The organism is uncultured Thalassospira sp. (assembly GCF_963976115.1).
Taxonomy (GTDB): Bacteria; Pseudomonadota; Alphaproteobacteria; order Rhodospirillales; family Thalassospiraceae; genus Thalassospira.
In genome coordinates, this window is record NZ_CAXBJJ010000001.1 from 203,111 (window position 1) to 227,947 (window position 24,837).

The following is a 24,837-nucleotide window of genomic DNA, read 5'->3' on the forward strand; positions in this document are numbered from 1 at the left end:
GTCACGGCCTCCGAAATGCGGCCTGCGACACTCGCGCAGACGGGCCTTTAACATCACCTTCCATCATGCGTAACACCTCACGCATTTCGGCAATGCTGCGATATGTCACGCTCTTGCCATCGACCTCCACTTTCAGGGTGCCCGATGCCATCGCAATTTTCAGCCGGTCAATATCGGCCTGCGTAAATGCCATTACCCCATCCATCCTTTCGGTCTTTTGCCAAACCATCCACTGGCCGGGTTGTCATTCCCCGCTTGCGGGGCCGCCGCCGGTTCCCTCGCCACGGGTTTTGACACCACATTTTCCGCCGCCGCCGTTGGCGTGGCCCTATCCAGCAAATCACCCTGCGGCACTCTGGGCGGCGTGGTTCTGTCTTTTTCCAGTACCAGCCATTCCTCGGCGGTTAACCGGTCCATGCCCAAATGCGCCGCCATCGCCATGTTATAAATGCGACAATCAAGCAAATGGTTCGGCCCGCTCGCTTCCCATGTCAGGGTCGCCCGTCCGTTCTTGCTGCCTTTTTTCAGATATTCCGCCGTGATCTGGCGAAAATACTGCTCGTCATGCAGTTCAGTGAAATAGCAATAACCGGGCGGGTCGGCATCGGCGCCAGACCCGTCACGCAGCCCGTCCTTGTTCAGATTGGCATAAAACGTGGCCTTTAAATCCCACGTTCCCACATGCCATAACTCGGCCCCGCGCTTGCTACGCTTGCCCTTGAAATTGATTTCCACCTTGGTCGGGGCTGACGAAATCGCCGCCTTGCCCCGCTCGCCGTTCCCCTTGATCGCCCGGGCCTTGGGCCGCGATCTGGTCCACAAATAGACCTGATTTGAATTATAGCCCGAATCAACGGCAAAGGCGTCGGCCTGCCAGTAATTGCCATAAGCATCCGGGTAGCGCCGATCATAAATCACATCCAGATCAGACCACACCTTGTCATCAGGATCGGCTGTGTTGCCGCGCAAAAACCCGGCATCAATCGACCAGCTTTTGCGATCCCGCCCCCAGGCAACAACCTCGTAATAAATCCCGTCAGTCTGCACATCGCAGCCAACGGTAATCACCAACCCGCCGATCGGTATCACCCGCGCCGGGTACATTTCCCGACGAACAAACAACCGTTGCCAATCCGGCGCATCGCCCTTTTCTTCCCATGCCTCGCCAAGCCACAGGTTGGTAAAGGCTTTCAGTTTGTTGGGATCATCCTTCGCTTTCACAAATGCTTCCGCCACCTTGTCCCATGTGGTCAAAAGCGACGATATCGCATCAATGTGAAAACTGGGGTGCCGCCCCGGTTCCGGCTTTGTTGCCCGCCAGCGCCCGGCCTGCACCATGGCGCGTTTCTGGTGATGTTCAATCGGGCACCCGTTTTCAATGCAAATGTAATAGGCGTTGTACGGATATTCCCGGTTAAACTTTAAACCGTGCTTCACATCCTTGCCGCCGAAAACAAGGCGCTGGTAATGGCCACACCCCGGACACGGGCATTCAAAATACCGCTGGTCGCCTTCCTCAAAGGCGTTATCAATCCGGCTGATCCCCTTGATTGTCGGCGTGCTGCCTTCAAATTTCTTGTAATCCCCTGTGGCATGAAACGCGATCTGGCGCGCATCCACCATATCCATCGGGTCGCCCTGCTTGTCCAGGTCAAGCGGCCATTCGTCCACCTCGTCACAGCACATAAATTTAATGGTCTTGGACCGCAAATCCGATGCGCTGTTTGCCCCTGTCAAAACCAGCGACCCACCGGGAAACCGTTTCGACAAGGCTGTTGATTTCTGTAATGACCGCGTGCCGCTTTCACGCACCTTGTCGCGAAGCGCCACGGTTTGGTCAATCGCAGGGGCCAGCTTTTCACGGTTAAAATCCTGCACCGACAATATGGTCGGAAACACCAGCATCGCCTTGGCCGGGGTGCAGGCCATAATCGTGGCCAGCCATGCAATCATTGATCCGGTCATGCCAACCTGTGCCGACTTTCTCACCGAAACCCGCGTAATGCCGTTATCGGCGGCAAGGCAATCCAGTATCCCCGGCGCATAGGGTGTTAATTCCGTCGACCATTTTTCCCCCGCGATAGGCCCATCTGCAACCACCAGGTTATCCCGCGCCCAGACCGATGGTAAAACAACCATGTCCGGGGTCATGCCCCGCGCAAGGGCGGCAAAAATCAGCCGCGCCGCCTCACTGGTTTCCGTCCTCGCTGTCTGGGTCATCGGTTGTCAAACTCGCAACAATGGTTTCTTCCAGCCCGCGCACCCGGCTTTTCAAAATCGACCGCACGGCCTGCACATCACCATCTTGCGCGGTTGAATATATTTCATCGGCCCAGCCAATAATCGCATCCATTGCCTGCCGCATCCGCCGCCCGGCAGTTACCATTGCGTCCTCAACATCCTGCTTGTTCAGGACCTTGCCAACCTTTTCCTCGTAATCAAGCTGCGCCATCTTCGCGTTGTATCGTTCGCGAAGCGCCCGGCTTTTCTGGTAGCTGGCATCACCGTTTGTTTCCGGTGCCGCGACCGGCTGGGCCGGTTCGGATGCCGCATAATCAAACAAATCATCGCGATTTTTTCCGGCGGCATCTGTCGCAACCGGCCAGTGCCCGGCCCCGGCACCGGCATCGTCTAACGGATCAGCCCGGCCCAGCGCCATTGCCCGCGCCGGGTCCGCTGTTTTTTGCAAGGCCCGGTCGGCCTGCACAAAATCAATCCGGCCATTGGGCAGCTTTTCAATCCGCCCGGCTTTCAACCATTTTGAAACGGCCTGCCGCGTAACACCGCAATGCCGTGCATAGTCGGCTTGCGACCCGACAAGCCCGGCATCATCCGCCATCAGCACCACCAAAAAACAAAGGCCCATCCGCAACGCGAAAGGGCCAGAATGTCAACTTGCACAAGGCTTTAATGGCAACACCGTCAACCGTGTAAACCTGTCAACCTCGTTTCAAAAACACCAAACTACCGAACACCCGCACTTTGCACACCCGTATACGTGGATTTTCCAGAAGGACCCAAAGCCGGGGGCCACCCATCGCCAAAAACGGCGGATTTACGCCATTTTTCACCAAAAAAAGGCAAAACCCGGCACAATGGCCGGGCTTTGCAGATTCAACGAGGAGGAAAGCGGGTCTCGGCATCCGGTCAAAAGAAAACGCCCGCCGGATTTCTCCAACGGGCGCGGTTCTGTTCTCTAATTCCAAGTCAATAGCCCGAACTCTGTCAACTGTCAACAGCCCTTTTTCGCCCATGCCATGGAAGGCGCGGAAAGCCGGGCATTTCGATCACTTTGCCCAGCCGGGTGCTGGTATTTAACCTCATGGACAAAACAGCCAGCGCATCCCAAACCCCAATGTATTTAAGGCGCGACTCTTCAACTTCGCGTCGACTCATTCCACCCTGCCAGCCCCCAGGCATCCAGTCGGGCAGATCAGCCAAGCGCGCCGCCACGATCATATCGGACACCGGCCTAGCCTTGCGCAGATAACGCTGCATCTTCACCGGCACCCCCTCGAACAACCCGTCAATGGCAATCCCGGCCCGCTCATCGCGCAACATCCCCAGCGCCACCAGCCATATGATTTCCGCATCAAACGCCACATCCGGCCCATTGCGTGGCCCGCCACCATCCACACGCCCGCCCAACATGGCCTGATCCATCATCACACCCGTCACGCTATGGCGCGGCGATAACCCGGCATCGTCGATCCAGTCATCATTGGCGGCAATCGCCAGATCAACCCGTTGATCATGGATCGCCCAGCACAAAGCAGTCCACACATCCATCGCACCACGTTTGCCCATGTCAAAACCCTCCACGTACGGACTGCCCAAAACCCGCTGTTACACCCCATTTTGCAAGTGTAACACCTGTGTAACGGCTAACTAATTGATTTATATATAAAGTTACAATGTTACAGTTGTTACATAGTTTATATACATATGCGCGCACGCGCACACATGGGGGGATGTTTTCCTGTAACAGGCGTAACATTGTAACAATGGTTATTTTATAAGGGGTTATCCGTAACGCGGGTGTTACAAACGCCGTTCCGGGCTGTAACATCTGCCGCAAAACCCACACCGGAACCCGCTTCAAAATCTGCGAAGCACCCTTTAAATCACGGGGTGCGGGGGTGGTATAGGTCATAGGACATCACCATTGTTATCGGGTTTGGCAATAATGGCAAGCGGGATTTTGATGCACCGGGTAAGCGCCCCGCCCAACCGCAACGGCCCGGCGGCAACAGCCCCCTCCAAACGCGCCAGCGCCTGCCGGTGAACCCCGCCCTGCCAGCGCGTTTCGCGAAACAACCGGGTTAAGGACTGGTGCTTGTTGGCCACCATCAAATATTCAAACCCGCGCTGTGTGCCCCGGTTGGCAGGGCCAAGTTTAAGGCCATACCCCGGCAAGGTTTCCTCATTCAGCCGTGCCGAATCCCCGTCACCCCGCGCACCAAGGTCCAACACCTTGGTAAGCAACTGCCCCACCGTCAAACGGTCCCCGCCGCGCCAGGTATCGACCTGACAGGACATAAGATGGTTAAGGCATTCGTCGGCCTCGGTATCGTTCTGTTCGGGTTCTTCAAGGCCCCAAACACTAATCTGGTCCGCTGCCGTACCGGCGTTGATCACAACATCATCCAACAACGTTTCCGCTGCCGCCAACACCGGGGCAAACTTGTCGGTTAACCGGCGCGAATAGGCCGAAGCCCCCAAAACACCCTGATAAACCAACAAATTTTCCAAAAAGCGCGGATATCCCAAAATCATCCGCGCCCAAATTTTCGGGCCAATTTCCTTAATCATGCGGGCGCGGGTGTTAAACGTTTCAACTGCGGCCGCATCGGCGCTAAGCGGACCCAGTTCCATAAAATGAATGCGCGACTGGTCCTGTGGTTTTGGTTCCGGGTGCAAAATACTGCCAAACACAAACTGCGCGGTAATCCGCTGCAATATCGCTTTCTGATCAGCACTGGCGCGCCCTACCCCGGCCTGATCATTGGAAAATCCAAGCCGGGCCAGTTCCATCGCCGCCGCCGCCCGTGGCCCCGGTTCCATTTCGTCCAAAAATACCGGCCTTGCCGCGCCCTGCAATGCGGCGCGCACAAACGCCGCACTGGCATCAGACGACCGCAACGTGTTGTCCAGCCCGCCCACAGGCTCGGTTAACAGCGTTAACAACTCCGTCTTACCAACTCCGGCATCGCCGATCAGCCAAAGCGTAGGCCGCCGCTGCAAGGCCCCGCAAATGCAAATCAAACCCATAATCCCAAGGCAGATATGCGACCCGGCAGGCGATAGAAAATTCCACGATTTCAAATGGTCATACACCATCCGCATATCGCCAATCCGCGCCGGGTCATTCAGGGCCGGGCGCATCATCGCGGGCAAAGGCGGCTGTGCCGGGTAAACCCACCCGTCATCCAGCTTGCGCCCCGCCTTTTCCACCTTATGGCCCGACGATAAAACCAGCCGGTCGCCACAATGCACAATCAGCCCGCCGCGAATATCCTTCCAAACGCCAAGCCCGCGCACCTTGTCGGGCGAGAATATGCCCTTTATCGCACATTCCCCCATAAACCATTGCCCCACCATCGGGTAATTTGGCCCAACATAGCGTTCTTCCTTGTCATATTTGGGAAAAGCCGCCCCGGCCCAGCCAAGTTTGGTTTCAAAAAGCGCGGTAATTTCCTGCCGGTTGCCAAGGCTTTTGGCCGCAAGGTCGCGCAACTGCCCGCTGGGCGTTACAAAATAAAACCGGCCATCATTATGCCCCAGGCACTGCACCGGGCACGGCCCGGCATCCGGCAGGGCCGTGGCACCGTCTGCCGCATCCTGAAACGGGTTATCCTCGTCGATCCGGTCAAAATCAACATTCTCGTTGGCCGCTTGCTGATATTCCACTGCCATCACATCCCCCGGACCATATCGTTAAAATCCATTCCCGCCGGGGGCATTAACACCCGGCTTTCATAGCCAATATTCTGAAATTTCCGCCGCGCCCGTTCAAACAGGCACGCAGCCGCAACCGGGTCCTTGCTGTCATTATCGGCCAGTACCGTCACCCGCTGCACATGCTGCACGGTTTTCCAGCGCGAATATTCATCATCCCCATAAGGCGGACGAAAACCGGGCCGGGCCATGCGCGGGGCCTTGCTGGGCAAGCGTTTTTTCGGGTCATCGCTGCGTTTGCGCCCCTCACCCAGCCCGGCCCCGGCCAAATTATCAAGGCTATAGGCCGCTGCAATGCCCCAGTCGGGGCGGCGCAGCATCCATGTCAAACCGTTTTCAATCCCCTCGGAAACCGCCATATGCGCCCGGATCGGCGTTAACCATATCCCGGCCCCCGAAAGGTCCGGCAAGGCCGACCGCACCTTTTTCGCCCCCAAAACCTCGCCCGTCACCGGGCAAACCGGTTGCGCCTTGCCGCTGCCATCGGGCGCGAGATAGGTCATATGCAACCCGGCAAAGCGCCGGTCGGGCATTAACATAATCGCCACCATGACGGGGAACCGCCCGCATAAAACCGCCTTGCGCCCCTTGTCGGGACGGTTCCAATACGGATGATCGGGCAAAAAGCCCAAGGTCGGCGGCACCACATCGGGCAACACCTTGCGCGACGCCAGGTAATCCGCCACAGGCGCCCCCAAAACCGGCAACCGGCTTTGCCATATCGCCATTAACCGCCCCGCCTCGGTCTGCTTTTGTGCCGCAAGGTCGGCCTCACGCCGGGCGGCATCACGCCGCGCCTTGTGCGCCAGCCGCTCGCGGGCCGCCGGGTCATCAATGCCCGCATCCGATGCCAGCGCCCGTATCGCCTCACTGGCACCTATCCCGCGAATTTCGGCATAAAACGCAATCACATCACCATGCCAGCCACAGCCAAAACAATGAATAACCCCCTTGCGGTCATTCACCTTGAAACTGGGCGATTTCTCGCCGTGAAACGGGCAAAGCCCTTCCATTTCCACCCCGGCCCGGCGCAGCTTCACAAACTGCCCCACAACCTCGCTGGGCCGGTATTGCCCCTTGATGGCATCCGCCATATCGGCCAATGAACGTTTAATATCCATCATGCCGCCTCCGCCGAAACATCAACATCCGCAAACAACCGCAATTCATGCTTTATCCGCCGTGCGGACAATGCCGCATATTCCGGGTTCAACTCGCACAAAATCGCATCACGGCCATGATGGCCCGCGACAAGCCCGGTGGTGCCAGCGCCGCCAAATGGGTCCAGAACAACACCGCCGACCGGACAACCCGCCAAGATGCAAGGTTCGATAAGCGCCAGCGGAAATGTCGCAAAATGCGCTTCCTTAAAACCGATAGTGGCCACATTCCAAACACTGCGCTTGTTGCGTTTCGCAATATCCCATTGTCCATCATCGCGATCCGGGCGGTGCGTGCCCATGGTTTGACCGGGATGTGCAACACATCGCTTACTGTCTTCGCGCTTGAAACTATCGCGCTTGCTGCGCGTCACAGCTTTCATCCGCCCATTGGATTTGCCAACGACACGATCAGACCCAGCCTGATTTTCAATATCCTGCGCCAGACGTGCAACCGATGCTGGCGCAACCGGCTCCGAAATCGCCCCTCGATCAAAGTAATAGCGGGGCTTTTTCGTCAGCAAAAACATGTATTCATGCGATTTGGTGCAGCGGTCCCGCACACTTTCTGGCATCGGGTTCGGCTTGGCCCAAATAATGTCTTGGCGCAAATACCAACCATCATCCTGCAAGGCAAACGCCAGCCGCCACGGCATCCCCATCAGGTCTTTATGCTTTAACCCGCCAGGCAACCGGCTTTTGCGCCGGGCATTGGTGCGGCGATATTCCGCCTGCCCGGATTGCGTCCCATCTAGCGTCGACCGCCCGATAGAACCGTTCGGCTTGCTGGCATAACTATCGCCCAGGTTAACCCATAACGTCCCGTCATCACGCAATACCCGGCGGACTTCTCGAAAAACATCCACCAGCCGAGCAATGAATGCACCAGGTGTTTCCTCTAAACCGATCTGCCCAGGCATCCCATAATCGCGCAAACCGTAATAGGGCGGGCTCGTCACGCAACAGTTGACCGATTGATCAGGCAGGCCCTTAAGCCGCGCCACAGCATCACCAATAAGTATTTGAACGCCCATCAAACACCCTCCCAAACAGCACGGCCAATCACCACCCCGACCGGGATGTGATAACGCACACCTGAATCATAAATCTTGCAGCGGTCAAACCATGTCGGCACCGGCGGATCGCCAAGGATCGTTACCAGTTCCGGGCCACGGCCCCCGCCCTCACAGCGCACCACAACCGCCCGGTCGCCCCGCGCCGGATTGCCATCACGGGTATCAACAATCACCCGCTTGCCTGCGATGGCAAACAGGGCATGGCCCGCATTCAGGCGCGGCATATCCACCCCCGGCGATGGCATCCTTGCGGCCAAATCCCGCGTCACATCGCGCACAATATCGGCCTTCAAGGCCGCGACCTGATCATTGGAAAAATGAAAGCTGCTTACAGCATCGGGGTGCGGGGCTGGCGCGGGCTGTTGCCCAGCTACCCAGTCATATACCCAGTTTGTCACCTGCACGGCGAACCGGGGCGACAACCATTGCGCAAGATGGATCGCCACTTTGGGATGAACCCACGTACCCTGCCTGAAAGCCGCCGAATTTCCCTTTTTCGATACAATCAGTTGTGAAGCGGGAATTCCCGTTTCACTCGCCAATTCGTCAAGATATTCGGTTGCAGTCGACGATCTGCGATAGTCATTAAACTGCTTACCAACTGCGCGGCACATGGCAGTCGCATGGACATACCCGTCACTTGCGCGCTGGTTGATAACGGAATCATTAATGGCGTGTGGAATAAGCTGTGCGGTCATAACAAGCCCTCTGGATAGCGTTTCACAACACCACCAAAACGGCTTCTGACGACCGCACTGGTGGCGGGAGGTTCAGAACCTGTCCAGAGGCAGGCGGGTTTATTCCCCTTTCGGGTCTTATATTCACCGCCCTCCCGCCCTAAGCGAGAAGCTGCACCCGGAATCCGGGCGCAAAAATAGCCGTAACTGACGTGACGGCTGGCCGTCTGGAAACGAGGGTTCTGACGCCCCCACAACGGATTTTTCCCGTTGATAGGCCAAACCATACGCCCGACGCCCCGCCCGGTCAATTCCAAAAAAATTCGCTTTATAAAACGCACTTCTAAATTGACTCCCTGCCCGACCACCGGGCAAGCTGCAACCCTTGGGGGAACATCGGAACAAAGACAATGATCAGAAGACGCCGCAAGGTTTGCGTTGCCATCAACCGCAATGGCAATTTCCATGTCGGGGCCACCCATGACGCCAGCCTTGACATTGTGGTTGAAAGCCCGTGGAAACGCATCGGCAACCCGCCAGCATGGGTTAAACAGCCATCCATGCAAACGCAGGGCGTCCCGCCCCGCTACCAGTTCTTGCCCGGCACCGTCTTTTACGACCATCAAAACGGCTGGGACGATGCCACCAAAATGATCAGCATCACCGACACCACCCCGCAAAGCATCGATCCGGCCACCGGCACCGACATTCCCGGCACGGTTGAATATTCCCTTTATCACCTGCGCCCCGGCCCCGGATCGGGCAAGGACCGTATTACAGGCAAGCAACACCACACCACCACCGATACAGACTTTGCCGAACTGCTTGGTTGTCAGGTCGAATTGGAAGAACGCAAAAGGGGAACCGCCACCATGAACACCGATACCAACAAACTGATCTTTGAAATTGAAGGCAGCCAGGGCGACCTTTACACCGTGACGTTTCACCGCGTATCGCCCGGCAACATCAACGCCATTTGCACCTGCCAGGCCGGGGCCAGCGGCATCTATTGCAAACACCGCTTTGCCCTGCTTGATGGCGATACCGAAACCCTCACCAGCGACAACGCAGACGATTTGCACATGCTGGCAAGCTGGCTGCCCGGCACCGACATTGAAACAACCTACAACACCGTGATCGACCTGCAAAAACAGGCCGACGTCATTAAAACCAAACTCGCCGCCGCCAAAAAGGCGCTGGCAAAGGCGATGTATCATTAAATGACCATCAAGCGCCTTCGCGAACAGCCAAACATTTTTTACATAGTCGTTGCCGCTCTTGTTGTATTTGCAACAGCAATCGCCATTTTCGGCGTGGTCTTTGACACAATGGGATACTGCGATAACGGCGCGATATGCCGTTTTGCCCGAAGGTTCCAGTGGGAAACCTTGTGCGCGGGTCTTTATGGTCTTGCGGGTGGTTTGGCGGTGATTGCATCGAGCAAGGAACAGATCGCAAACGCAAAAGAAGGCGCAATTAAGGAACTGCTGTTTGATGTTGATACGGTAATACTGGCCGCCGAAACGCGAATAGAAGAAATAAAAGACGCCCTGAACATGGCAGAAAAAGCCAACACCAGTGATGACGCGCCCCAACGGGAAAAAGCGCAAATGTCCATGTCCGGCAAAGGAGACCTGGCGGTAAGAGCAAGAGAGCAAATCGCTCGTGGACACACACTGCCCCATTCGCTCAAAGATGCAGCAGCCTCTATCTACAAGCCGTTTAACCCATTCTGGAAGCTCGGAAAACCAAAAGCCTCGACTGACTATACCTATACGCCCGATCTGGCCGAAGACGTCGCCCATTACCGGAAGTGCCTTCTCCGCGCACAAGACGCCGTAACCAAACTGGTCGCCGAACGCGACCACTACGCCGAAGTCCTGCGCAAACGCTGACATCATCACCCCCAAACCGCCGCCACGGCGTGACCGGGAACAACCCCGGCCACGCCAGCAACGATAACCAGCAAAACCACGACACACAGCGACGGCATGATCACGATACCCAGCGCCACATCACGCCAACCGCCCCGGCCAGCAGGATAACGACACAGCAAAACATCAATGCCGCCAGCACCCATGCCGCAATGTCTGGCGCATCGGACGGCACGGCATTGTATTTATCGGGTTGGTTTTTCATGGCCGGGCCTCCTTTGTTTCCACCCGGTCCAACCGCTCAATCTCGGCCAAAATCAGGGCACCAGCCTTAACAAGGTTCTGGCGATGCCCGGCGGGTTTCCACCACCGTTCATCCCAAGGCCAAACCCGCATGAAAATGTCGATAAATGACGCCTCGCCAACATTTGGGAACGCCGCCTTGGCGGCATAACACGCTGCCGCCCGCGCCAGTTCGTGCCGGGTATTGGCGTCGTCATGCGCTGTATCAAAGCCTTCGTCCGCGACCTGCCGGTTGCGTTCGGCGATCACATCCCTTATCGCCTGCCCAATCAAGTGCCGACCTTCCGGGATGTACTTTGCCGCGTCATACGCGGAAACCAGATCGCGCAAATCATCCAGCCGGACCATTTCCCAGCCCCCGGCCTGAAAATTCACCATGGCCACATCGGTCACAGGCTGCTTTGCATCAACCCGGACGAGAAAGCCCTTAACCCGCTCCACTGCACAGGTCATAGCGCGGCCCCCACAATCAGGGCACCAACAACGCAGCCCATGGCGAACATGAAAATATGAAACTGGTTTTCGGTCATGACGCCCGCCGATCAGCAGCACACGCGCCGCAATCCCCGGCGCAGGCCGTAACCGGCACCGGCCCGGCAACATTCACCACCTGCAAGCCCCGGCTCCGGCTGCTAGCACCGTAGGCATCAAACCATTCGGCTTGTGTCTGTCCGTTCTGCGACCAGGTAACAAGGTCGCCAGCCCGCCCCATCAGGTCGGTGACAGATGGTGCGTGGCAAACCGCATCACCGGGATACGTGCCATCGGCATCATCATCAATCACCGCAACCGGCAGGCTGTAATCAACCATTGGCCAGCGCGGCATAATCGTCAGACCGGCAAAATCCAGATCATTAATCACCCGTGTGACCGTCGCCTGCGCGGTTAAATTGTCGTTCGCCGCTTCGCGCAGCGCGATTTGCAAAACCTCATACCCGGTTTTCATTGCGCACCTGCCTTGCCATATGGCCCGCAGAAATTGTCATTGGCGCTGCCATCAAGCTTGCCGGTCGCGCCCGAAAGCGGGTCCGTCGTGGCACCGGGATAGGCGATATAATGCCCGAACAACCCAAGCCGCTTTAACAGGCCGTTGGCGCGATCAATGGCATTGGGCACGCTATGCACCACGCCGCCGACCACGATGGAATGGGCCGAATTGCGCCCCTGATAAAAGGTCGTTTCGCACCCGTAAACGCACTGCAAAACCGACACCGCACGGCCAACCGGCCCGTCCACGCTTGGCCCGCGTAAAACATTCTGCACCGCCAGGCGCAGGCTTAAATCCATATCCACATCCGGTAATTTATCCATCTTGTCCGCCTGTATTGTAACGCTGTGAAGCGGGGCATTCCCCACGGCCTTAAGCCCCACCCCGCCGTTAAGCTGGGGTAAGGGGCCGCAAAAACCGGCGTGGTTTGGGGCACTTTCGCCGGGTTTATGCCGGGGGTCGGGGTTACATCATCGCCTCCATTTTCAGGGGTGGACGCACCGGGCATTTTGCGCCTGCCCGGCGCGATTTTTACACGCTGACACCCCGAATCCCCGCCCCGGCCTTCAAGCCGGGGTCGGGGTTATGTGTAAGGCTCACGTCAAAGGACGGTCATATGGGAACAGGATCGGGTGGACTGGGAACGATCTGGCTTTTCTCGCTTTCCTCTCGCTCCAGAAGGCGATCAACAATTTCGTCAAGCTGCGCCATCGCAATGATAAAGAACGAGTTTTTCGCTAAGCCGTGCTGCGTCCGCGCCGCAATCTTAAAGTTCACCTGCGCCGCCTCGCCAAGTGCGACATTGTCGTCGGTAAATGCGTCATCCATCGCCTTAATCCCCTTTGCAAAAGGTGTGCGGTGCGGGCCGGTCGCTACCCGGCGGGGCGTGTCCCGAAATCAGGTCAACCGGCAAGGCCGGGCCATCACGTCAATGTTTCTCGCGCTTGCCGCCGCACCGGCAACCTGTAAGCGGTCGTTACAGGTTGCCGCTAGGGCAGCAATTTGCAGATTTTGCAAATTGGTCATCGATAAATTTGCCGGTCGCGGGTCGCGAAAGGGAGGCTCGCTGTTCCACCGGCTGACGGGGTTAAAGGGCGCCGGACACTCGCCGTCTTGTCCGTCGGGCCGCCCGCAAGGAAAGCCCGATATGCGCGTTCAAGCATTTGAAACCTGCTTTAATTCGGCGTCGTCATTGGCCGCCATTATCGCGGTGCGGCGCATCGCAACGCCGCGCCCCCACACCGTCGTAATCGTCATTTCAGACCCGACGCGTTGCAACAAATGGCGCAACTTGCACACATGAACCTTCAAAACATCGCGCCAGCCATCGGGCATGTCATCCGGGTTCGGCCAAACCGATTCACTCAAAGCCAGATAATCAACCACAAACCCGTCGGGCTTGCCGCCAACCGCCAGCAAAATCATTACCGGGGCCGGACCAATCCGCACTGCGCCCAGCGGGCCGGAAACCACCATGTAAGGGCGCGCCGCACAGGGGAAAAACAGCCGCGTCGTCGGCGATGGTGGCATATCAACCGCACCAGTCTTGCGCACAGCGACCCGCCGAAACCCGCGCCCACACGGCACAACCGACCTGTTCAAAAAATCCCGAACGATGCCATCGCGTTGAACCAGCGCCATCACACCCCCCGCTCAATGCGGAAATTGCCAACCAGCTTTTCGGTGGCAATTGCGCCATCAGGCCCATGGACAAACCGCCCGTCGCGCCCCACGACCAGGCGGATTAACCAGCCCTCATGCGTGTTAACCTCGCGCACAAACGCCACCGGCTTGCCCGTGTCGCAGTCAATGACTTGCAAATCAAAGCAATCGGAAACCCGCGACGCATGGACATACCCACCGGCATCAACATGCCGGGCCTCGTTATAATCGGGCAGCCACAAAAACCGCCCCCGGCTTTTAAGCGCCGCAATCACCTTGCGCAGAGACTTGTGCGCAGAGCCTTCGCACCCCCGCATTTCATCGGCATTGATGAAATAATGCTGTTCGGCCAGCCGGTTCAAAACCTTGGCAAACCGGGTGGTGAAAACCGCGTCAACGGCATGGTCATCGGCCAACTGGCACAACCCATAGCCGACCATCATCAGCCGCGACGTTTTCCAGCCACCATCACTCCCAATCTGGCGGTCCACCATCGCCGCCATTGCCACATCCACCAGCTTGGCAAATTCATTGCGAAAATCATGGAACTGGCTGGGCAGCATCAAATCGGCCCATTCCTGTTGATCGGCCAGCAAGGTATCGATCACGTCTCGGCTGTCCGCTTCGCGATCATCGAGCATCCCAACGGCCACAGCCCAGAAATAGCGCGGGAAAAAGGCGCGCTCGACCGCAAACCACAGGTCAAACTTGCGACGCGGCACCACATCACGCGATACCTCACGCAACCCCCGGCGCAGCGCGCCAGGCACCGGCAACCGCGCTACATCATTGGCCGCAAGACCAACCCCGGCCAACCGCATATCAGACGCCAGTGGCGCGCCATATTTAAGGGCGATGCTCATTCCGAAACCTCCCCGGTTTCAGCCGCTCGCACGGCACGGGCAAAGGCCACAACCGCCGACGGGTCCGCCGCCAGGGCGCCACGCTGCGCACGGGTCATCGCCATGCACATGCCAATATATTCGTCCGCCGTGGTTTCACGCGGCAGGGCCGGGTCGTTGGTCTTTGAAATCATCCAGGCGATCTGCTTTTTGCAGGCATCAATCAGCCTGTCATTGCGCTCTGCATGTGTCAGGCGGGGCTTAACCTTCTCTGCCACAAATGCCGGGTTCAAATTCCGGGGCGGATGCGGCGGTTTTTTGTTTGGGTTCCGCGTCATGCCGCACCTGCCTTCGACAAGGCCGGAAACGCCGCCACATTGGCCACCTTGCCATTGCTGGCAATAAAATCACCCAGCAAGCTATGGATCGCCGCCGCCAAATCAATTTCAAGCGCGACCTCCACATGGTCCAGCCGGCCATCGGCCATATGCTGGGCATGGGTCGCGACAAATTCGGCAACTTGCGCATTAATACCGTGCAAATCAATTTCGCGCCCGCTCATGCGTTTGGCATTGCCAAAGCCCGCAAGGGCAAGAATCTCGTTGGTAAAGCTGGCGGGCAACGCCGCCTGAATGCGCACCATATTAATCGATGATGGCAGGGTTTCCCCATCGCGATAGGCTTCCAGCGTGCGGCCCTTAATGCCGGTGCGCCGCGCCAGTTCCGCCAGTGTCATGGCCTTGTTCTGGTTTTGATAGGTGCCCACCACACGGCGAAACGCAGCGGTAAAAACCGCCTGCAACGTTTCATGGGCAATTGGTTGTGACTTAACCATAAAAAACAACCTTGATATGTGAGATTGTAACCGGGTGAAGCGAACCGACGACTAGGCCGCTGCGCTCTTGCATCCGCCCGCACGGGCGCAGCAGCCCCCGCCACCATCGCCGCTATCATTTTCGTTGGCAGACGCCATAAATTCAGGGGGAATAACCGCTTCGAACTTGGCCAGCGTTTTAAAGGTCGGGTTCCAGTCCGGGCCATCGATGCCACGTATCGGCGGCTCGCTCACACCGGCCAGCCGGGCATAACCACGAATGGACAAACCATGTTCCCGGCGATAGCGCCGGATGCCATTGATCAGCATTGTTGACAGCATAAACAAAGCCCTCTCTGCGTTGTTGATGCGTTAAGTTATGCGTTAATAATATCGCATGTCAACGATAATTCGATATTAATATTCATATCTAATGACGGGGGCATGTCAGACAATGCCATACGCCGGGGATGCAAGCCCGCAAGTCTCACCAAACCCACAGGCACCGATGCAAACCGAAACGACCGACGCAATCGAACAGCAGCGCGAGAATTTTTCGCAGTGGCTGATCAAAAACAAGCTAAGCCTGCGCGCTGTCGCGACCGCCGCCGGGATGACCGAATCGCCGTTACGCTTCTATAAAAACGGCAAGACCCGCGATCTGCGCCACGAAAACAAAATGCGCATCGCCAGGGCCTTTAACACAACCATCGCCGAAATTTTTGGCGACGCCAGCGGCATCACCGAAACCACCCCGGCGTTACAAAGCACGGATCGCCACGCCATCCCGATGACCGTGCCTGTCATGGCGCGGGTTGATAATGAAGAACTGCGCGAAACAAACCACCCGGTTTCCTTTATCGAAGCCCCGGCAGGTATGGTGCTTTCGGGCAACGTTTATGCCGTCAGAACCCCCAACACCTCAATGATCCCGCGCTTTCGTCCCTTTGAAGTTCTACTGTGCGAGCCCGACCCCCAGGTCGGCGCGGGCGATGATTGCGCCGTGCATATACAGAATGGCTATATTCACATCCTGCGGTGCCTTGTGCATGGCCAAAGCGGCGATTTTACCGGCACGACCTATGCGCAACCGGACACTGAAATTCAAATTCCGGGCAAAGACATAACCAAAATATCCCGGATTGTCGGGTTGTTGATGGGGGTATAAGACCCCCTACCCTTTGGGTGCAAAAAATCCCGGCATCCCTATCCTGAATCATCCATTGCACTTAATGCGTTATTTTTACAATACTTTACCAGCCTCCGAGTAAGGGAGGCCGATGGCGCGTCAACGCCACCAAACAACGCTGTCTGCACAGCGCCCGACAATCTAATGCCGCTCCCATACCCACGCGGGCAGTGACACAATCACAAAGCGGCAAAGAAGAAACCATCCCCATTTACGGGGAAAGGGGGGCAATGTGACAGATAACAGCCATGCGTTTTTGCGGCTGACCATTACCACAACCGACATGATCCCGCGCTTTTGTCCGGGCGACACCCTGATTTTGCAACGCGTCGCGCCAGACAAACAGACCATCCGCGCAGGCACCGAAATCGCCTGCACAACCAGCGATGGCACCGCCACGCTGGGCACGCTTTTGCGCACCGGGGCAAATGGCATCACCCTTTCGCGGTCATCGCCCGAAAAACGCATTTTCATTGGCAACACCCGCAACCCGATTCTCTATCGTGTTATCGGCCTTGAACGCTATCGGCCTTCCCGTATTACCCCCTGAAACCCGCACGACGCGCAAAACCCCAATATATAAAACGATATATATAACGCATTTTCGCGTTGACAATAACGCATTTAATCATCACCCTTGCGCCATCATCAACCGCAAAGGGGGATATTCCCATGCCAACCAATGATAAAATTGAATCACCGAACCCGGAAACACGCCGCATCACGGTGCAAGCGAAATACTTTCTCGCCGCGTGGCAGTTCACCAGCACCGACGACACCCGTTATTACCTTGGCGGCGTCCATATTGAACCGCACCCCGATGGCGGCGCCCTGCTTGTCGCCACCAACGGACACATCCTTTGCGCGATCCACGACGAAACTGCAAAAATTGGCGATGGCGAAAGCTGGATTTGTTTTGCCCCGCAATCGATCCGCACCGCGCTGAACAAACGCGATGCCGGGCACCTGCATTTCGTCGGCAACTCCGCCTATGTCACAACACAGGACTGGACGAAACGCCAGGGGGCAACCGGACAAAGCCCCGACATTCTGACAGAACACCACATCGCTGTAAGCTGGGCACCGCCGATTGACGCAACATATCCGCAATGGCGCGCTGCATTACCGGCAACACACACCACACCGACGGGCGAAATTGCCATCAATGGCGACAACATTGCGCGCATCACAAAGGCGGTAAAGATGGTGGACGACCCCAAACAGCCCCCGATCCTGAACTGGTTCATACCAGCTATCCCAAGTCACCCGGTCATTGTGCGCACCGAAATCAATGACAGGCTTTTTGCCGTCATCATGCCAATACGCGGACGCGACAACAACACAGCTTATCCCGCATGGCTGCCCGAACCGGAAACCGCAAAGCCGAAAGCGCAGCCCGACGCGGCCAACGATAGCGCCCCGGATCAGCCTAAAACCGAAACCGCCGCCTGATCGCACCAGCTTTTGAACGCGTCAACGCTTCACAAGGACGACCCAAAATGACCAACATTATTTTCCTGCCGGTGCAACCGGCACACGCCTTACCACCTTGCTTGCCCGCACATACCGGCACCATCACCGCCCGCATCGATGGCTACCCGCGCAACGCAAAAATCATCGTGGCGCTCGATGCCGACCGCATCCTGATCCGCTGCACCGATATCACCCTGTCGCGCTGGATCACCGCCAACGACATCATCACACCGCGCCGGTTCGGGGGTGCAGCATGAAGGCGACACCAATCCTCTTTAGCGCCCCGATGGTGCAAGCCATCATCGCGGGACGCAAAACGCAAACGCGGCGGATCATTAAGCCGCAGCCAACGCCGACACCAGAAGACTATACAGGGCCGACCGGTCATTGGTGGCCCAGCAAATCCCATCGATCAATGATCCACATCGAAGATGAAATGCAAAAATTGGTGGGTCTGGCATGTGATTGCAGCCCGTATGGCCGCCCCGGTGACCCGATTTATGTTCGCGAAACCTATTTCCAACGCGGCCATTGGGAGCCAGTAAACGGCAAGAACACCAAGGGCGGCAAACAGAAATGGGAATTTTCCCCCGAAAGCCATGAAATCCAGTTTGTTGAACCGGCTGAATATCGCAAGGCCCGTGACGTAAAGGACCCTTTTACTGTGGTATGGCACAAGCGTTTGGGCCGGTTCATGCCACGGCGATATAGCCGGATCACCCTCGAAATCACTGATATCCGGGTGCAGCGAGTGCAAGAAATAGTCTCGCTTGACGCTATTGCCGAAGGTATATCCGAATACGCAACCGCAGGAACCACGCGCGAACATGGCATGGCGTGGGGCGAAGTTCCGAACGGGACACCGGACGACGCCGTTTACTGGCTGGCGGACTATAGCGCAGACCTGCCCGAAGACGCCGACCGCGCCATTACCCTTGATCCCCGCGAAAGTTTCAAAGGGCTATGGCAAGCCGTTAACGGCGCAGAAAGCTGGACCAGCAACCCGTGGGTCTGGGCCGTTACCTTCAAGCCGCACACGGTCAATGTCGACCAGTTTATCAAGGAAGGGGCGGCGTCATGACCAAGATTGAATGGACCAAACGTGCGGGCACCAAAGGCGAAACATGGAACCCTATCCGCGCCCGCAACAAAGCAACCGGTGGCGTTGGGCATTTTTGCACCAAGGTTAGCGCCGGTTGCCAGAACTGCTATGCGGCTGATTTCCAAAAGCGGTTTAAAAACGCGGTGCGCTATGCCGCACAGGACGCCGACCAGGTGGAAATCTATCTGGATGAAGCAGTCTTGATGCAGCCCCTGCACTGGAAAAAGCCGCGCACCATCTTCGTGTGCAGCATGACCGATCTGTTTTATGACGGGCATGATGATGAATGGATCGACAAGATTTTTGCGATCATGGCGCTTTGCCCCCAGCACATCTTTATCGTTCTGACCAAAAGACCGGAACGTTTGCGGAATTTCATAAACCATATCAAGGCTGGATCTTGGCTGGAAATTGAAGATTACGCGATCAGTATGGGATACGACCCACGCGGCGCAGACGACCATGGCTTTGACTGGTTGAGCAACAAAGCAATGCTACCCAACGTCTGGCTTGGCACCAGCGTTGAAGATCAGGCGACAGCGAACGAACGCATTCCGGTCCTGTTGGATACTCCGGCAGCCGTGCGGTTTATCAGTGCCGAACCGCTACTGGGCCCGGTTGATATGGGTGTGCCGCGCCCGCAATCGTGGCCGACACCGGTAGACGACATCACCGATGAAATCGACTCACTCCGCTACCTCTCCGGCCCCCGCATTGACTGGGTAATTGTTGGCGGAGAAAGTGGACGCAACGCAAGGCCAATGCACCCGGATTGGGCACGCAGCTTGCGCGACCAGTGCAAGGCCGCTGGAACCCCGTTTTTCTTTAAGCAGTGGGGCGCTTGGGCACCGAAGAGTAGTGTCGACTGCTATTGTAACGGACCAGATCGGAACAAGCGTGAGCACCCCAACAGCGAGGGGATATCTTGGCGGACCGTTGGCCGGATATGCTATCAAGATTTCACGATCTCCGAGCACGCCCGCAGAGTTCGCGCAGGCGAGGCATTTAATTCCCGCGCTGTAGAAGTCGATGAACAGGCAATTAGCGATCTCGCCGCGTCTTTAAAAGACGAAAACCGAAAGATCGACAACACGCTCGGATATCAGTGGATGTACCGCGTCGGCAAGAAAGCCGCAGGCCGCCTGCTTGATGGCCGTGAACACAACGAGTGGCCAGCCACCGACCAACGGAGGGCCGCCGCATGAGCGATAATAACCTGTTCGCATATATCTGTTCGCAAGCAACGCTGTTGCGCCCGACATGGCACAATTGGAGGGCAGCAGCATGAGCCACTTCAAACCCCAATGGAACCTTGATGCCGAACTGATCGTTGATAACTTCGCCGGTGGTGGCGGCGCATCAACCGGCATTGAAATGGCGCTGGGCCGACCGGTCAATATCGCCATCAACCACGATGCCAACGCCGTCTTGATGCACCAGGCGAATCACCCGCACACAACCCACCTTTGCGAAGATGTTTTCAAGGTCGATCCCGTCGCGGTCTGCAAAGGTCGCCGCGTGGCACTGGCATGGTTCAGCCCGGATTGCACCCACCACAGCAAAGCAAAAGGCGGCAAGCCGCGCAGCAAGAAAATTCGCGGGCTGGCGTGGGTTGTGATCCGGTGGGCGGCAAAGGTCCGCCCCCGCGTGATCATGCTGGAAAATGTAGAGGAGTTTGGAGACTGGGGACCACTCACCAAAGACGGTAAACCCTGCAAGGACCGCAAGGGCCAAACCTTCAAGATGTGGGTTGCACAACTTGAACGCCTTGGATACCGGGTGGAATACCGCGTCTTGCGGGCCAACGCCTATGGTACACCGACCATTCGCAAACGCCTGTTCGTAATTGCGCGGTGCGATGGCAAGCCGATTGTCTGGCCCGACCCGACACACGGCGCACCCGGCAGCGATGCCGTCAAACAACGCAAGCTGAAACCCTGGCCGGTCGCGGCGGACATTATCGATTGGGATTTACCCTGCCCGTCTATCTTTATGGACCCGGCACAGGCCAAAAAACTTGGCCTGAAACGCCCGCTTGCCGACAATACAATGAAGCGCATCGCACGGGGAATGCAGAAATTTGTCTTTGATGCCAGGAAACCTTTCATCGTTACCGCCGCACACCCCGCGCATGGGCCGGTCACGCCTTATGTCACGCGGTTTAATCAAAACGGCACAGGCCAACCGCTCGACGAACCCATTGGCACCGTCATGGCCGGGGCAACCCGTTTCGGATTGGTTGCACCTTTCATTCAGCACGTTCAACATTCATCAAGCGGCGGCGTCATGCCCGCCAATGACCCATTGCGGACGGTAACAGCATCCCCCAAGGGGGGCGGCATGGCCGTTGTTTCCGCCTTCATGGCCCAGCATAACAATACCAGCAGCGACAGCAGGAGCATGGCGGCACCCGTTTCCACAGTTACCACCACCGGATCACAACAGGGCCTTGTCACGGCCCACATCACCAAGTTCCGCAATGGGGCCACCGGGTACGACCCCCGCGAACCGGTCCACACCGTTACCAGCGGGGGCGCGATGAAACGTCCGGGCGGCGCAAACCCGCAGGGAATTGTGGTTGCCCATCTGGACAGGCAGTTTGGCAAAAGCATCGGCTCCGATGCACAGGAACCTGCCCCCACCATCACCGCAGGCGGCACGGGGAAAACAGCCCTTTGCACCTCGCACCTGGTTAAACTGCGTGGCACCTGCCAGCATGGCCAACCCGTGAATGATCCAATGCCAACCATCACGGCCGGCGGAAACCACGTCGGCGAAGTCCGCGCCTTTCTCACCAAATACTACGGCACTGGCGAAGGCCAACCGGCAACCGATCCGCTCGGCACTGTCACCAGTCACGACCGCTTTGGCATTGTTACCATCGCAGGCCATCAATATCAGATCACCGATATCGGCCTGCGTATGCTCACCCCGCGTGAACTGTTTCGCGCCCAGGGCTTCCCCGATAGCTACAAAATCGGAGACTGCGACAGCGACGGCTTTAAATTCAGCAAAAGCCAGCAGGTTGCCAAATGCGGCAACGCCGTTTGCCCACCTTTGGCTGCCGCCCTTGTCCGCGCCAACATCGCGGCCAGCAGTTTGTTTGATACCGGGAAAAAGGCAGCGTCATGACAACCCACGGGTCTTTCAATCCGAAAGGCTCACGCCGCACCGATGCGGGGGAGCCGATGACGGTTGCCCGCATCGATGCCGCACTGCGCACACTGGCGCGGATCATGCGCGATCATGGCGACCGTTTTGATAACGGCGACTTGATGAAAATGGCGCAAAATCTCTATGACGAACGCAACCGTATCAGCCAACCCGACAGCATAGAAAACCTTATGGCTGATTTAATGAAGGTCGCATAAGGGCAATGCGCGCCAGCCATTCCTGTTTCTGTTTGAGCGTTGGACCCGCCCCATATTTAGGGCGGGTAAATTTATGCCCCATCACCGACGCCACAAGCATGTCAGGGGCCTCGACCGCAATAAACCGATCCTGCAAGGCATGACGCAACGAATAAAGGCTTTGCTGATTGGTTTCAAAGGCCGCGTTTTCACGCAAAAACTTGTTCACGCCGGTTGTAAAACTGCCATTCTTGCCGCGATAGCGCACAATTCCACCCGCTGCCATCAATGCCTTGGCGGCTGGTAACGCAGCCCCCACCAATGGCAAATTGCGAATAGACATACTGGTCTTAATTTCGCGGATCTGGTTTGGCCTGATCCTGATATGCGGGATCGGATCATCAAGAACAAAATCAGCCCGTTCCAGACCACAAATTTCCCCCGGTCGCGCCCCTGTCTCCGCAAGAATTGCAACGATATGCCGGGCTTCGTCATTGATGCCGCCGAGAAGGCAACCAGGTGCCAACAGCGTTTGCACAATCCAGTCACGCGATACCGTTTCACCCCGACTTTTGCCCTGCGTCACATGGTTGCGAAATGCAATCCCCTTAAACGGGTTTTCAACACCCAGTAACCGCGCATCGCTGACAACGCGAAACATGGCGCGCAGGCAATTCACTTCCTTATTGGCCGATTTAACCGATAGCTTTTCATCGCGCAAACGGTCGCTCCACCACCCCCGAAACTGCAACGCATCCTGCCGCGACAGTTCGGCAACCGGTTTGTCACCAATAACGGCCAGCAGGTTTTTTTGGGATCGCCGATGCGGGTTTAAGGCAAGCTCCACCTGCCGGGGCGACTTGCCAATCCGGGCATCAAAACTCAATTTCTCGTATTCATCAAACAGCGTCGACACCATAATCCGGGGCATGGGAACGGCCCCGAGAACGGCATCAATGACACGACGGTCATCAACAGTTTCAAGGCTTTCAAGCCGGGCAACGACATCCTTGGCCGGGGCCTCGGCAATCTCCCCCGAATGCTGATACCGCCACCCCAGCCTGACAGCCAGATCACGCGCCCGCTCATACCGCTCTTGCGCGCCAGCAACCTTGCCCGACGCCCGCAATTCATCCCAATACGCGATAACGCTTTCATTCACCCGGCCCACGGCCAGACAAGCGGAATCATAGCTATCTGTCTTAAGGGAAATCTTGACTTCGCTGCCCAGAATATCGACCAGATCAGCAGGCACACGACGGCGATAACTATATCGGCGACCGCGACGAATGATGTAGCGGCTAAGGTCCTCGGGCATGGCCTGTGTCCCAAAATGTGTACCAAACTGTGTACCAAAATTGAGAACCAACCGTATTTGAACCCGATAGCACCCGTCAATCTAAATAGATCGACCGCTTATAACACTTTGATTTTACTGCCAGAAACGAAAAAAGGCCCCCGTTAAGGGAGCCTTTATCACTGGCGGGCAAGGAGGGATTCGAACCCTCGATGGGGCTTTTGACCCCATACTCCCTTAGCAGGGGAGCGCCTTCAGCCACTCGGCCACTTGCCCGTTCTTCGTCGTGTTCCGTGTGGAACGCCGCCTTTCTTAAACATCCGATCCGGTACTGTCAATGCTTCAAAATCATGTCAGGGTGATTTTCTTTTTACTATTGTGCATTTAGCGGCAATTTTCGTCAAAACCGCCCCGACCCGTCACAGCCGGGTTTCTTTTTCAACCGTGACTCATCATGTCATCAACCATCAGCCTTGATCATACCGCACGCAACAGCATCGCGGTTTGAAAATTCATCTCTATGACAACAGACATTTCGAAATTTTTTCAATCCTCGACGCTGTCAGCCCCCCATTTTGATCCGTTCCACCAGATATTGAGAATCCGCACGAATGAAATTTTTAGTCTTTCGAAACCAGCAGGAAACGAATCCCCCCTTTTTTCCAGACTGTCTTCAAACAATCACAGAGCTGTCACGGGTTCGAAAAGAATTTCTGTCATAAGGTCGCTATACGGGATGACGTCAAGATCGACCTGTTACCCGATGTGAGAGAAAGACACGCAGGAGAATTCAATGCGGACCGTCTATCAAAGCACCGATGACTATGGCCATGTTTTACGTACCCTGAAACTTCAGCATGAAGATCGCCCGGACCCGGTTTATCTGGGTATTGTTATTCGGGAACGTGAAGTTCTTTTCCAGACCCGCGAAAGCACATCTCGCGATCAGGTTCTGCAAAAGATCAAAGAATTTGTTGCCCACCGCCCGGAAGTTTCCTTACAGCCAGCATAATTGCTGGCTTTTTTATTGCCTGATATCTGGCCCATCGAATCGTTTTTCTGCGCCAGATGG

At 56.8% G+C, this 24,837-nt stretch carries 30 protein-coding genes and 1 tRNA gene; 11 read left to right on the top strand and 20 right to left on the bottom strand.

The annotated features are described in order from the left end of the window. Position 1: 1 nt before the first annotated feature. The 8 genes from AAC086_RS00970 to AAC086_RS01005 all read right to left on the bottom strand — a co-directional run bounded on the left by AAC086_RS00970 (position 2) and on the right by AAC086_RS01005 (position 8,892). A complete protein-coding gene (locus tag AAC086_RS00970) occupies positions 2–193 on the bottom strand; it encodes a hypothetical protein (RefSeq protein WP_085581981.1) in 192 nt (63 codons plus the stop codon). After that, positions 193–2,220 (bottom strand): terminase gpA endonuclease subunit, encoded by a 2,028-nt coding sequence (locus tag AAC086_RS00975; RefSeq protein ID WP_339774241.1) that lies wholly within the window; start codon positions 2,218–2,220, stop codon positions 193–195. Before AAC086_RS00975 ends, AAC086_RS00970 begins: the two co-directional genes overlap by 1 nt. Next, the gene (locus AAC086_RS00980; protein ID WP_339774243.1) at positions 2,189–2,839 is read right to left on the bottom strand and encodes a hypothetical protein; all 651 of its coding nucleotides are present in this window, start codon (positions 2,837–2,839) and stop codon (positions 2,189–2,191) included. Before AAC086_RS00980 ends, AAC086_RS00975 begins: the two co-directional genes overlap by 32 nt. Positions 2,840–3,225: 386 nt before the next feature. Further along, a complete protein-coding gene (locus AAC086_RS00985; protein WP_339774245.1) occupies positions 3,226–3,807 on the bottom strand; it encodes a hypothetical protein in 582 nt (193 codons plus the stop codon). Positions 3,808–4,149: 342 nt separating this feature from the next. Then, complete coding sequence (locus AAC086_RS00990; protein WP_339774247.1) at positions 4,150–5,916, bottom strand: hypothetical protein; 1,767 nt, start codon at positions 5,914–5,916, stop codon at positions 4,150–4,152. Beyond that, entirely contained in the window at positions 5,916–7,082 is a 1,167-nt protein-coding gene (locus AAC086_RS00995) for a CHC2 zinc finger domain-containing protein (protein ID WP_339774248.1), read from the bottom strand. Before AAC086_RS00995 ends, AAC086_RS00990 begins: the two co-directional genes overlap by 1 nt. Beyond that, complete coding sequence (locus tag AAC086_RS01000; protein WP_339774250.1) at positions 7,079–8,152, bottom strand: site-specific DNA-methyltransferase; 1,074 nt, start codon at positions 8,150–8,152, stop codon at positions 7,079–7,081. Before AAC086_RS01000 ends, AAC086_RS00995 begins: the two co-directional genes overlap by 4 nt. Next, positions 8,152–8,892: a KilA-N domain-containing protein gene (locus AAC086_RS01005; RefSeq protein ID WP_339774251.1), complete on the bottom strand. Its 741-nt coding sequence runs from the start codon at positions 8,890–8,892 to the stop codon at positions 8,152–8,154. Before AAC086_RS01005 ends, AAC086_RS01000 begins: the two co-directional genes overlap by 1 nt. Positions 8,893–9,281: 389 nt before the next feature. Between AAC086_RS01005 and AAC086_RS01010 the strand changes: the two genes are divergently transcribed. Next, positions 9,282–10,091: a hypothetical protein gene (locus AAC086_RS01010; RefSeq protein ID WP_339774253.1), complete on the top strand. Its 810-nt coding sequence runs from the start codon at positions 9,282–9,284 to the stop codon at positions 10,089–10,091. Further along, entirely contained in the window at positions 10,092–10,766 is a 675-nt protein-coding gene (locus AAC086_RS01015; protein ID WP_339774254.1) for a hypothetical protein, read from the top strand. It begins immediately after the preceding gene. A 100-nt stretch (positions 10,767–10,866) separates the two neighbouring features. Here the strand turns inward: AAC086_RS01015 and AAC086_RS01020 are convergent, their stop codons facing one another. From AAC086_RS01020 to AAC086_RS01065, 10 genes are all read right to left on the bottom strand, one after another. Next, positions 10,867–11,010, bottom strand: coding sequence for a hypothetical protein (locus AAC086_RS01020; RefSeq protein WP_339774255.1), 144 nt, complete (start codon positions 11,008–11,010; stop codon positions 10,867–10,869). Next, positions 11,007–11,501 (bottom strand): hypothetical protein, encoded by a 495-nt coding sequence (locus AAC086_RS01025; RefSeq protein ID WP_339774256.1) that lies wholly within the window; start codon positions 11,499–11,501, stop codon positions 11,007–11,009. Before AAC086_RS01025 ends, AAC086_RS01020 begins: the two co-directional genes overlap by 4 nt. Positions 11,502–11,574: 73 nt before the next feature. Then, positions 11,575–11,994, bottom strand: a complete 420-nt coding sequence (locus AAC086_RS01030; RefSeq protein WP_339774258.1) for a hypothetical protein — start codon at positions 11,992–11,994, stop codon at positions 11,575–11,577. After that, positions 11,991–12,359, bottom strand: coding sequence for a hypothetical protein (locus AAC086_RS01035; protein WP_339774260.1), 369 nt, complete (start codon positions 12,357–12,359; stop codon positions 11,991–11,993). The genes AAC086_RS01030 and AAC086_RS01035 overlap by 4 nt, the downstream gene beginning before the upstream one ends. Positions 12,360–12,648: 289 nt before the next feature. Further along, positions 12,649–12,864 (bottom strand): hypothetical protein, encoded by a 216-nt coding sequence (locus tag AAC086_RS01040; protein WP_339774261.1) that lies wholly within the window; start codon positions 12,862–12,864, stop codon positions 12,649–12,651. Between the two features lie 327 nt (positions 12,865–13,191). Then, positions 13,192–13,677, bottom strand: a complete 486-nt coding sequence (locus AAC086_RS01045) for a helix-turn-helix domain-containing protein (protein WP_339774263.1) — start codon at positions 13,675–13,677, stop codon at positions 13,192–13,194. After that, entirely contained in the window at positions 13,677–14,561 is an 885-nt protein-coding gene (locus AAC086_RS01050) for a hypothetical protein (RefSeq protein WP_339774264.1), read from the bottom strand. Before AAC086_RS01050 ends, AAC086_RS01045 begins: the two co-directional genes overlap by 1 nt. Continuing rightward, positions 14,558–14,878 (bottom strand): hypothetical protein, encoded by a 321-nt coding sequence (locus AAC086_RS01055; protein ID WP_339774266.1) that lies wholly within the window; start codon positions 14,876–14,878, stop codon positions 14,558–14,560. Before AAC086_RS01055 ends, AAC086_RS01050 begins: the two co-directional genes overlap by 4 nt. After that, the gene (locus AAC086_RS01060) at positions 14,875–15,375 is read right to left on the bottom strand and encodes a helix-turn-helix transcriptional regulator (RefSeq protein ID WP_339774268.1); all 501 of its coding nucleotides are present in this window, start codon (positions 15,373–15,375) and stop codon (positions 14,875–14,877) included. The genes AAC086_RS01055 and AAC086_RS01060 overlap by 4 nt, the downstream gene beginning before the upstream one ends. 51 nt (positions 15,376–15,426) lie before the next feature. Next, entirely contained in the window at positions 15,427–15,696 is a 270-nt protein-coding gene (locus AAC086_RS01065) for a hypothetical protein (RefSeq protein ID WP_339774270.1), read from the bottom strand. A gap of 166 nt (positions 15,697–15,862) precedes the next feature. Between AAC086_RS01065 and AAC086_RS01070 the strand changes: the two genes are divergently transcribed. From AAC086_RS01070 to AAC086_RS01105, 8 genes are all read left to right on the top strand, one after another. Then, on the top strand, positions 15,863–16,522 hold the full coding sequence (locus AAC086_RS01070; RefSeq protein WP_339774272.1) for a hypothetical protein: 660 nt from the start codon (positions 15,863–15,865) through the stop codon (positions 16,520–16,522). A 253-nt stretch (positions 16,523–16,775) separates the two neighbouring features. Further along, complete coding sequence (locus AAC086_RS01075; RefSeq protein WP_339774274.1) at positions 16,776–17,093, top strand: hypothetical protein; 318 nt, start codon at positions 16,776–16,778, stop codon at positions 17,091–17,093. A 122-nt stretch (positions 17,094–17,215) separates the two neighbouring features. Then, complete coding sequence (locus AAC086_RS01080) at positions 17,216–17,995, top strand: hypothetical protein (protein WP_339774276.1); 780 nt, start codon at positions 17,216–17,218, stop codon at positions 17,993–17,995. Positions 17,996–18,042: 47 nt separating this feature from the next. After that, positions 18,043–18,273 (top strand): hypothetical protein, encoded by a 231-nt coding sequence (locus AAC086_RS01085; protein ID WP_339774278.1) that lies wholly within the window; start codon positions 18,043–18,045, stop codon positions 18,271–18,273. Next, positions 18,270–19,097 carry a hypothetical protein gene (locus tag AAC086_RS01090; RefSeq protein WP_339774279.1) on the top strand — a complete coding sequence of 276 codons (828 nt, stop codon included), beginning with the start codon at positions 18,270–18,272 and terminating at the stop codon, positions 19,095–19,097. Before AAC086_RS01085 ends, AAC086_RS01090 begins: the two co-directional genes overlap by 4 nt. Continuing rightward, entirely contained in the window at positions 19,094–20,323 is a 1,230-nt protein-coding gene (locus AAC086_RS01095) for a phage Gp37/Gp68 family protein (RefSeq protein ID WP_339774280.1), read from the top strand. The genes AAC086_RS01090 and AAC086_RS01095 overlap by 4 nt, the downstream gene beginning before the upstream one ends. A 79-nt stretch (positions 20,324–20,402) precedes the next feature. Beyond that, positions 20,403–22,250 carry a DNA cytosine methyltransferase gene (locus tag AAC086_RS01100; protein WP_339774281.1) on the top strand — a complete coding sequence of 616 codons (1,848 nt, stop codon included), beginning with the start codon at positions 20,403–20,405 and terminating at the stop codon, positions 22,248–22,250. Then, positions 22,247–22,489: a hypothetical protein gene (locus tag AAC086_RS01105; protein ID WP_085581927.1), complete on the top strand. Its 243-nt coding sequence runs from the start codon at positions 22,247–22,249 to the stop codon at positions 22,487–22,489. Before AAC086_RS01100 ends, AAC086_RS01105 begins: the two co-directional genes overlap by 4 nt. Here the strand turns inward: AAC086_RS01105 and AAC086_RS01110 are convergent. Both AAC086_RS01110 and AAC086_RS01115 read right to left on the bottom strand, forming a co-directional pair. Next, on the bottom strand, positions 22,461–23,786 hold the full coding sequence (locus tag AAC086_RS01110) for a DUF6538 domain-containing protein (RefSeq protein ID WP_339774282.1): 1,326 nt from the start codon (positions 23,784–23,786) through the stop codon (positions 22,461–22,463). The two genes, AAC086_RS01105 and AAC086_RS01110, sit on opposite strands and share 29 nt — an antisense overlap. A gap of 162 nt (positions 23,787–23,948) precedes the next feature. After that, positions 23,949–24,041: transfer RNA gene (locus AAC086_RS01115), tRNA-Ser, on the bottom strand. A 517-nt stretch (positions 24,042–24,558) separates the two neighbouring features. Between AAC086_RS01115 and AAC086_RS01120 the strand changes: the two genes are divergently transcribed. Continuing rightward, entirely contained in the window at positions 24,559–24,777 is a 219-nt protein-coding gene (locus tag AAC086_RS01120; protein WP_339774284.1) for a hypothetical protein, read from the top strand. Positions 24,778–24,837 lie beyond the last annotated feature (60 nt).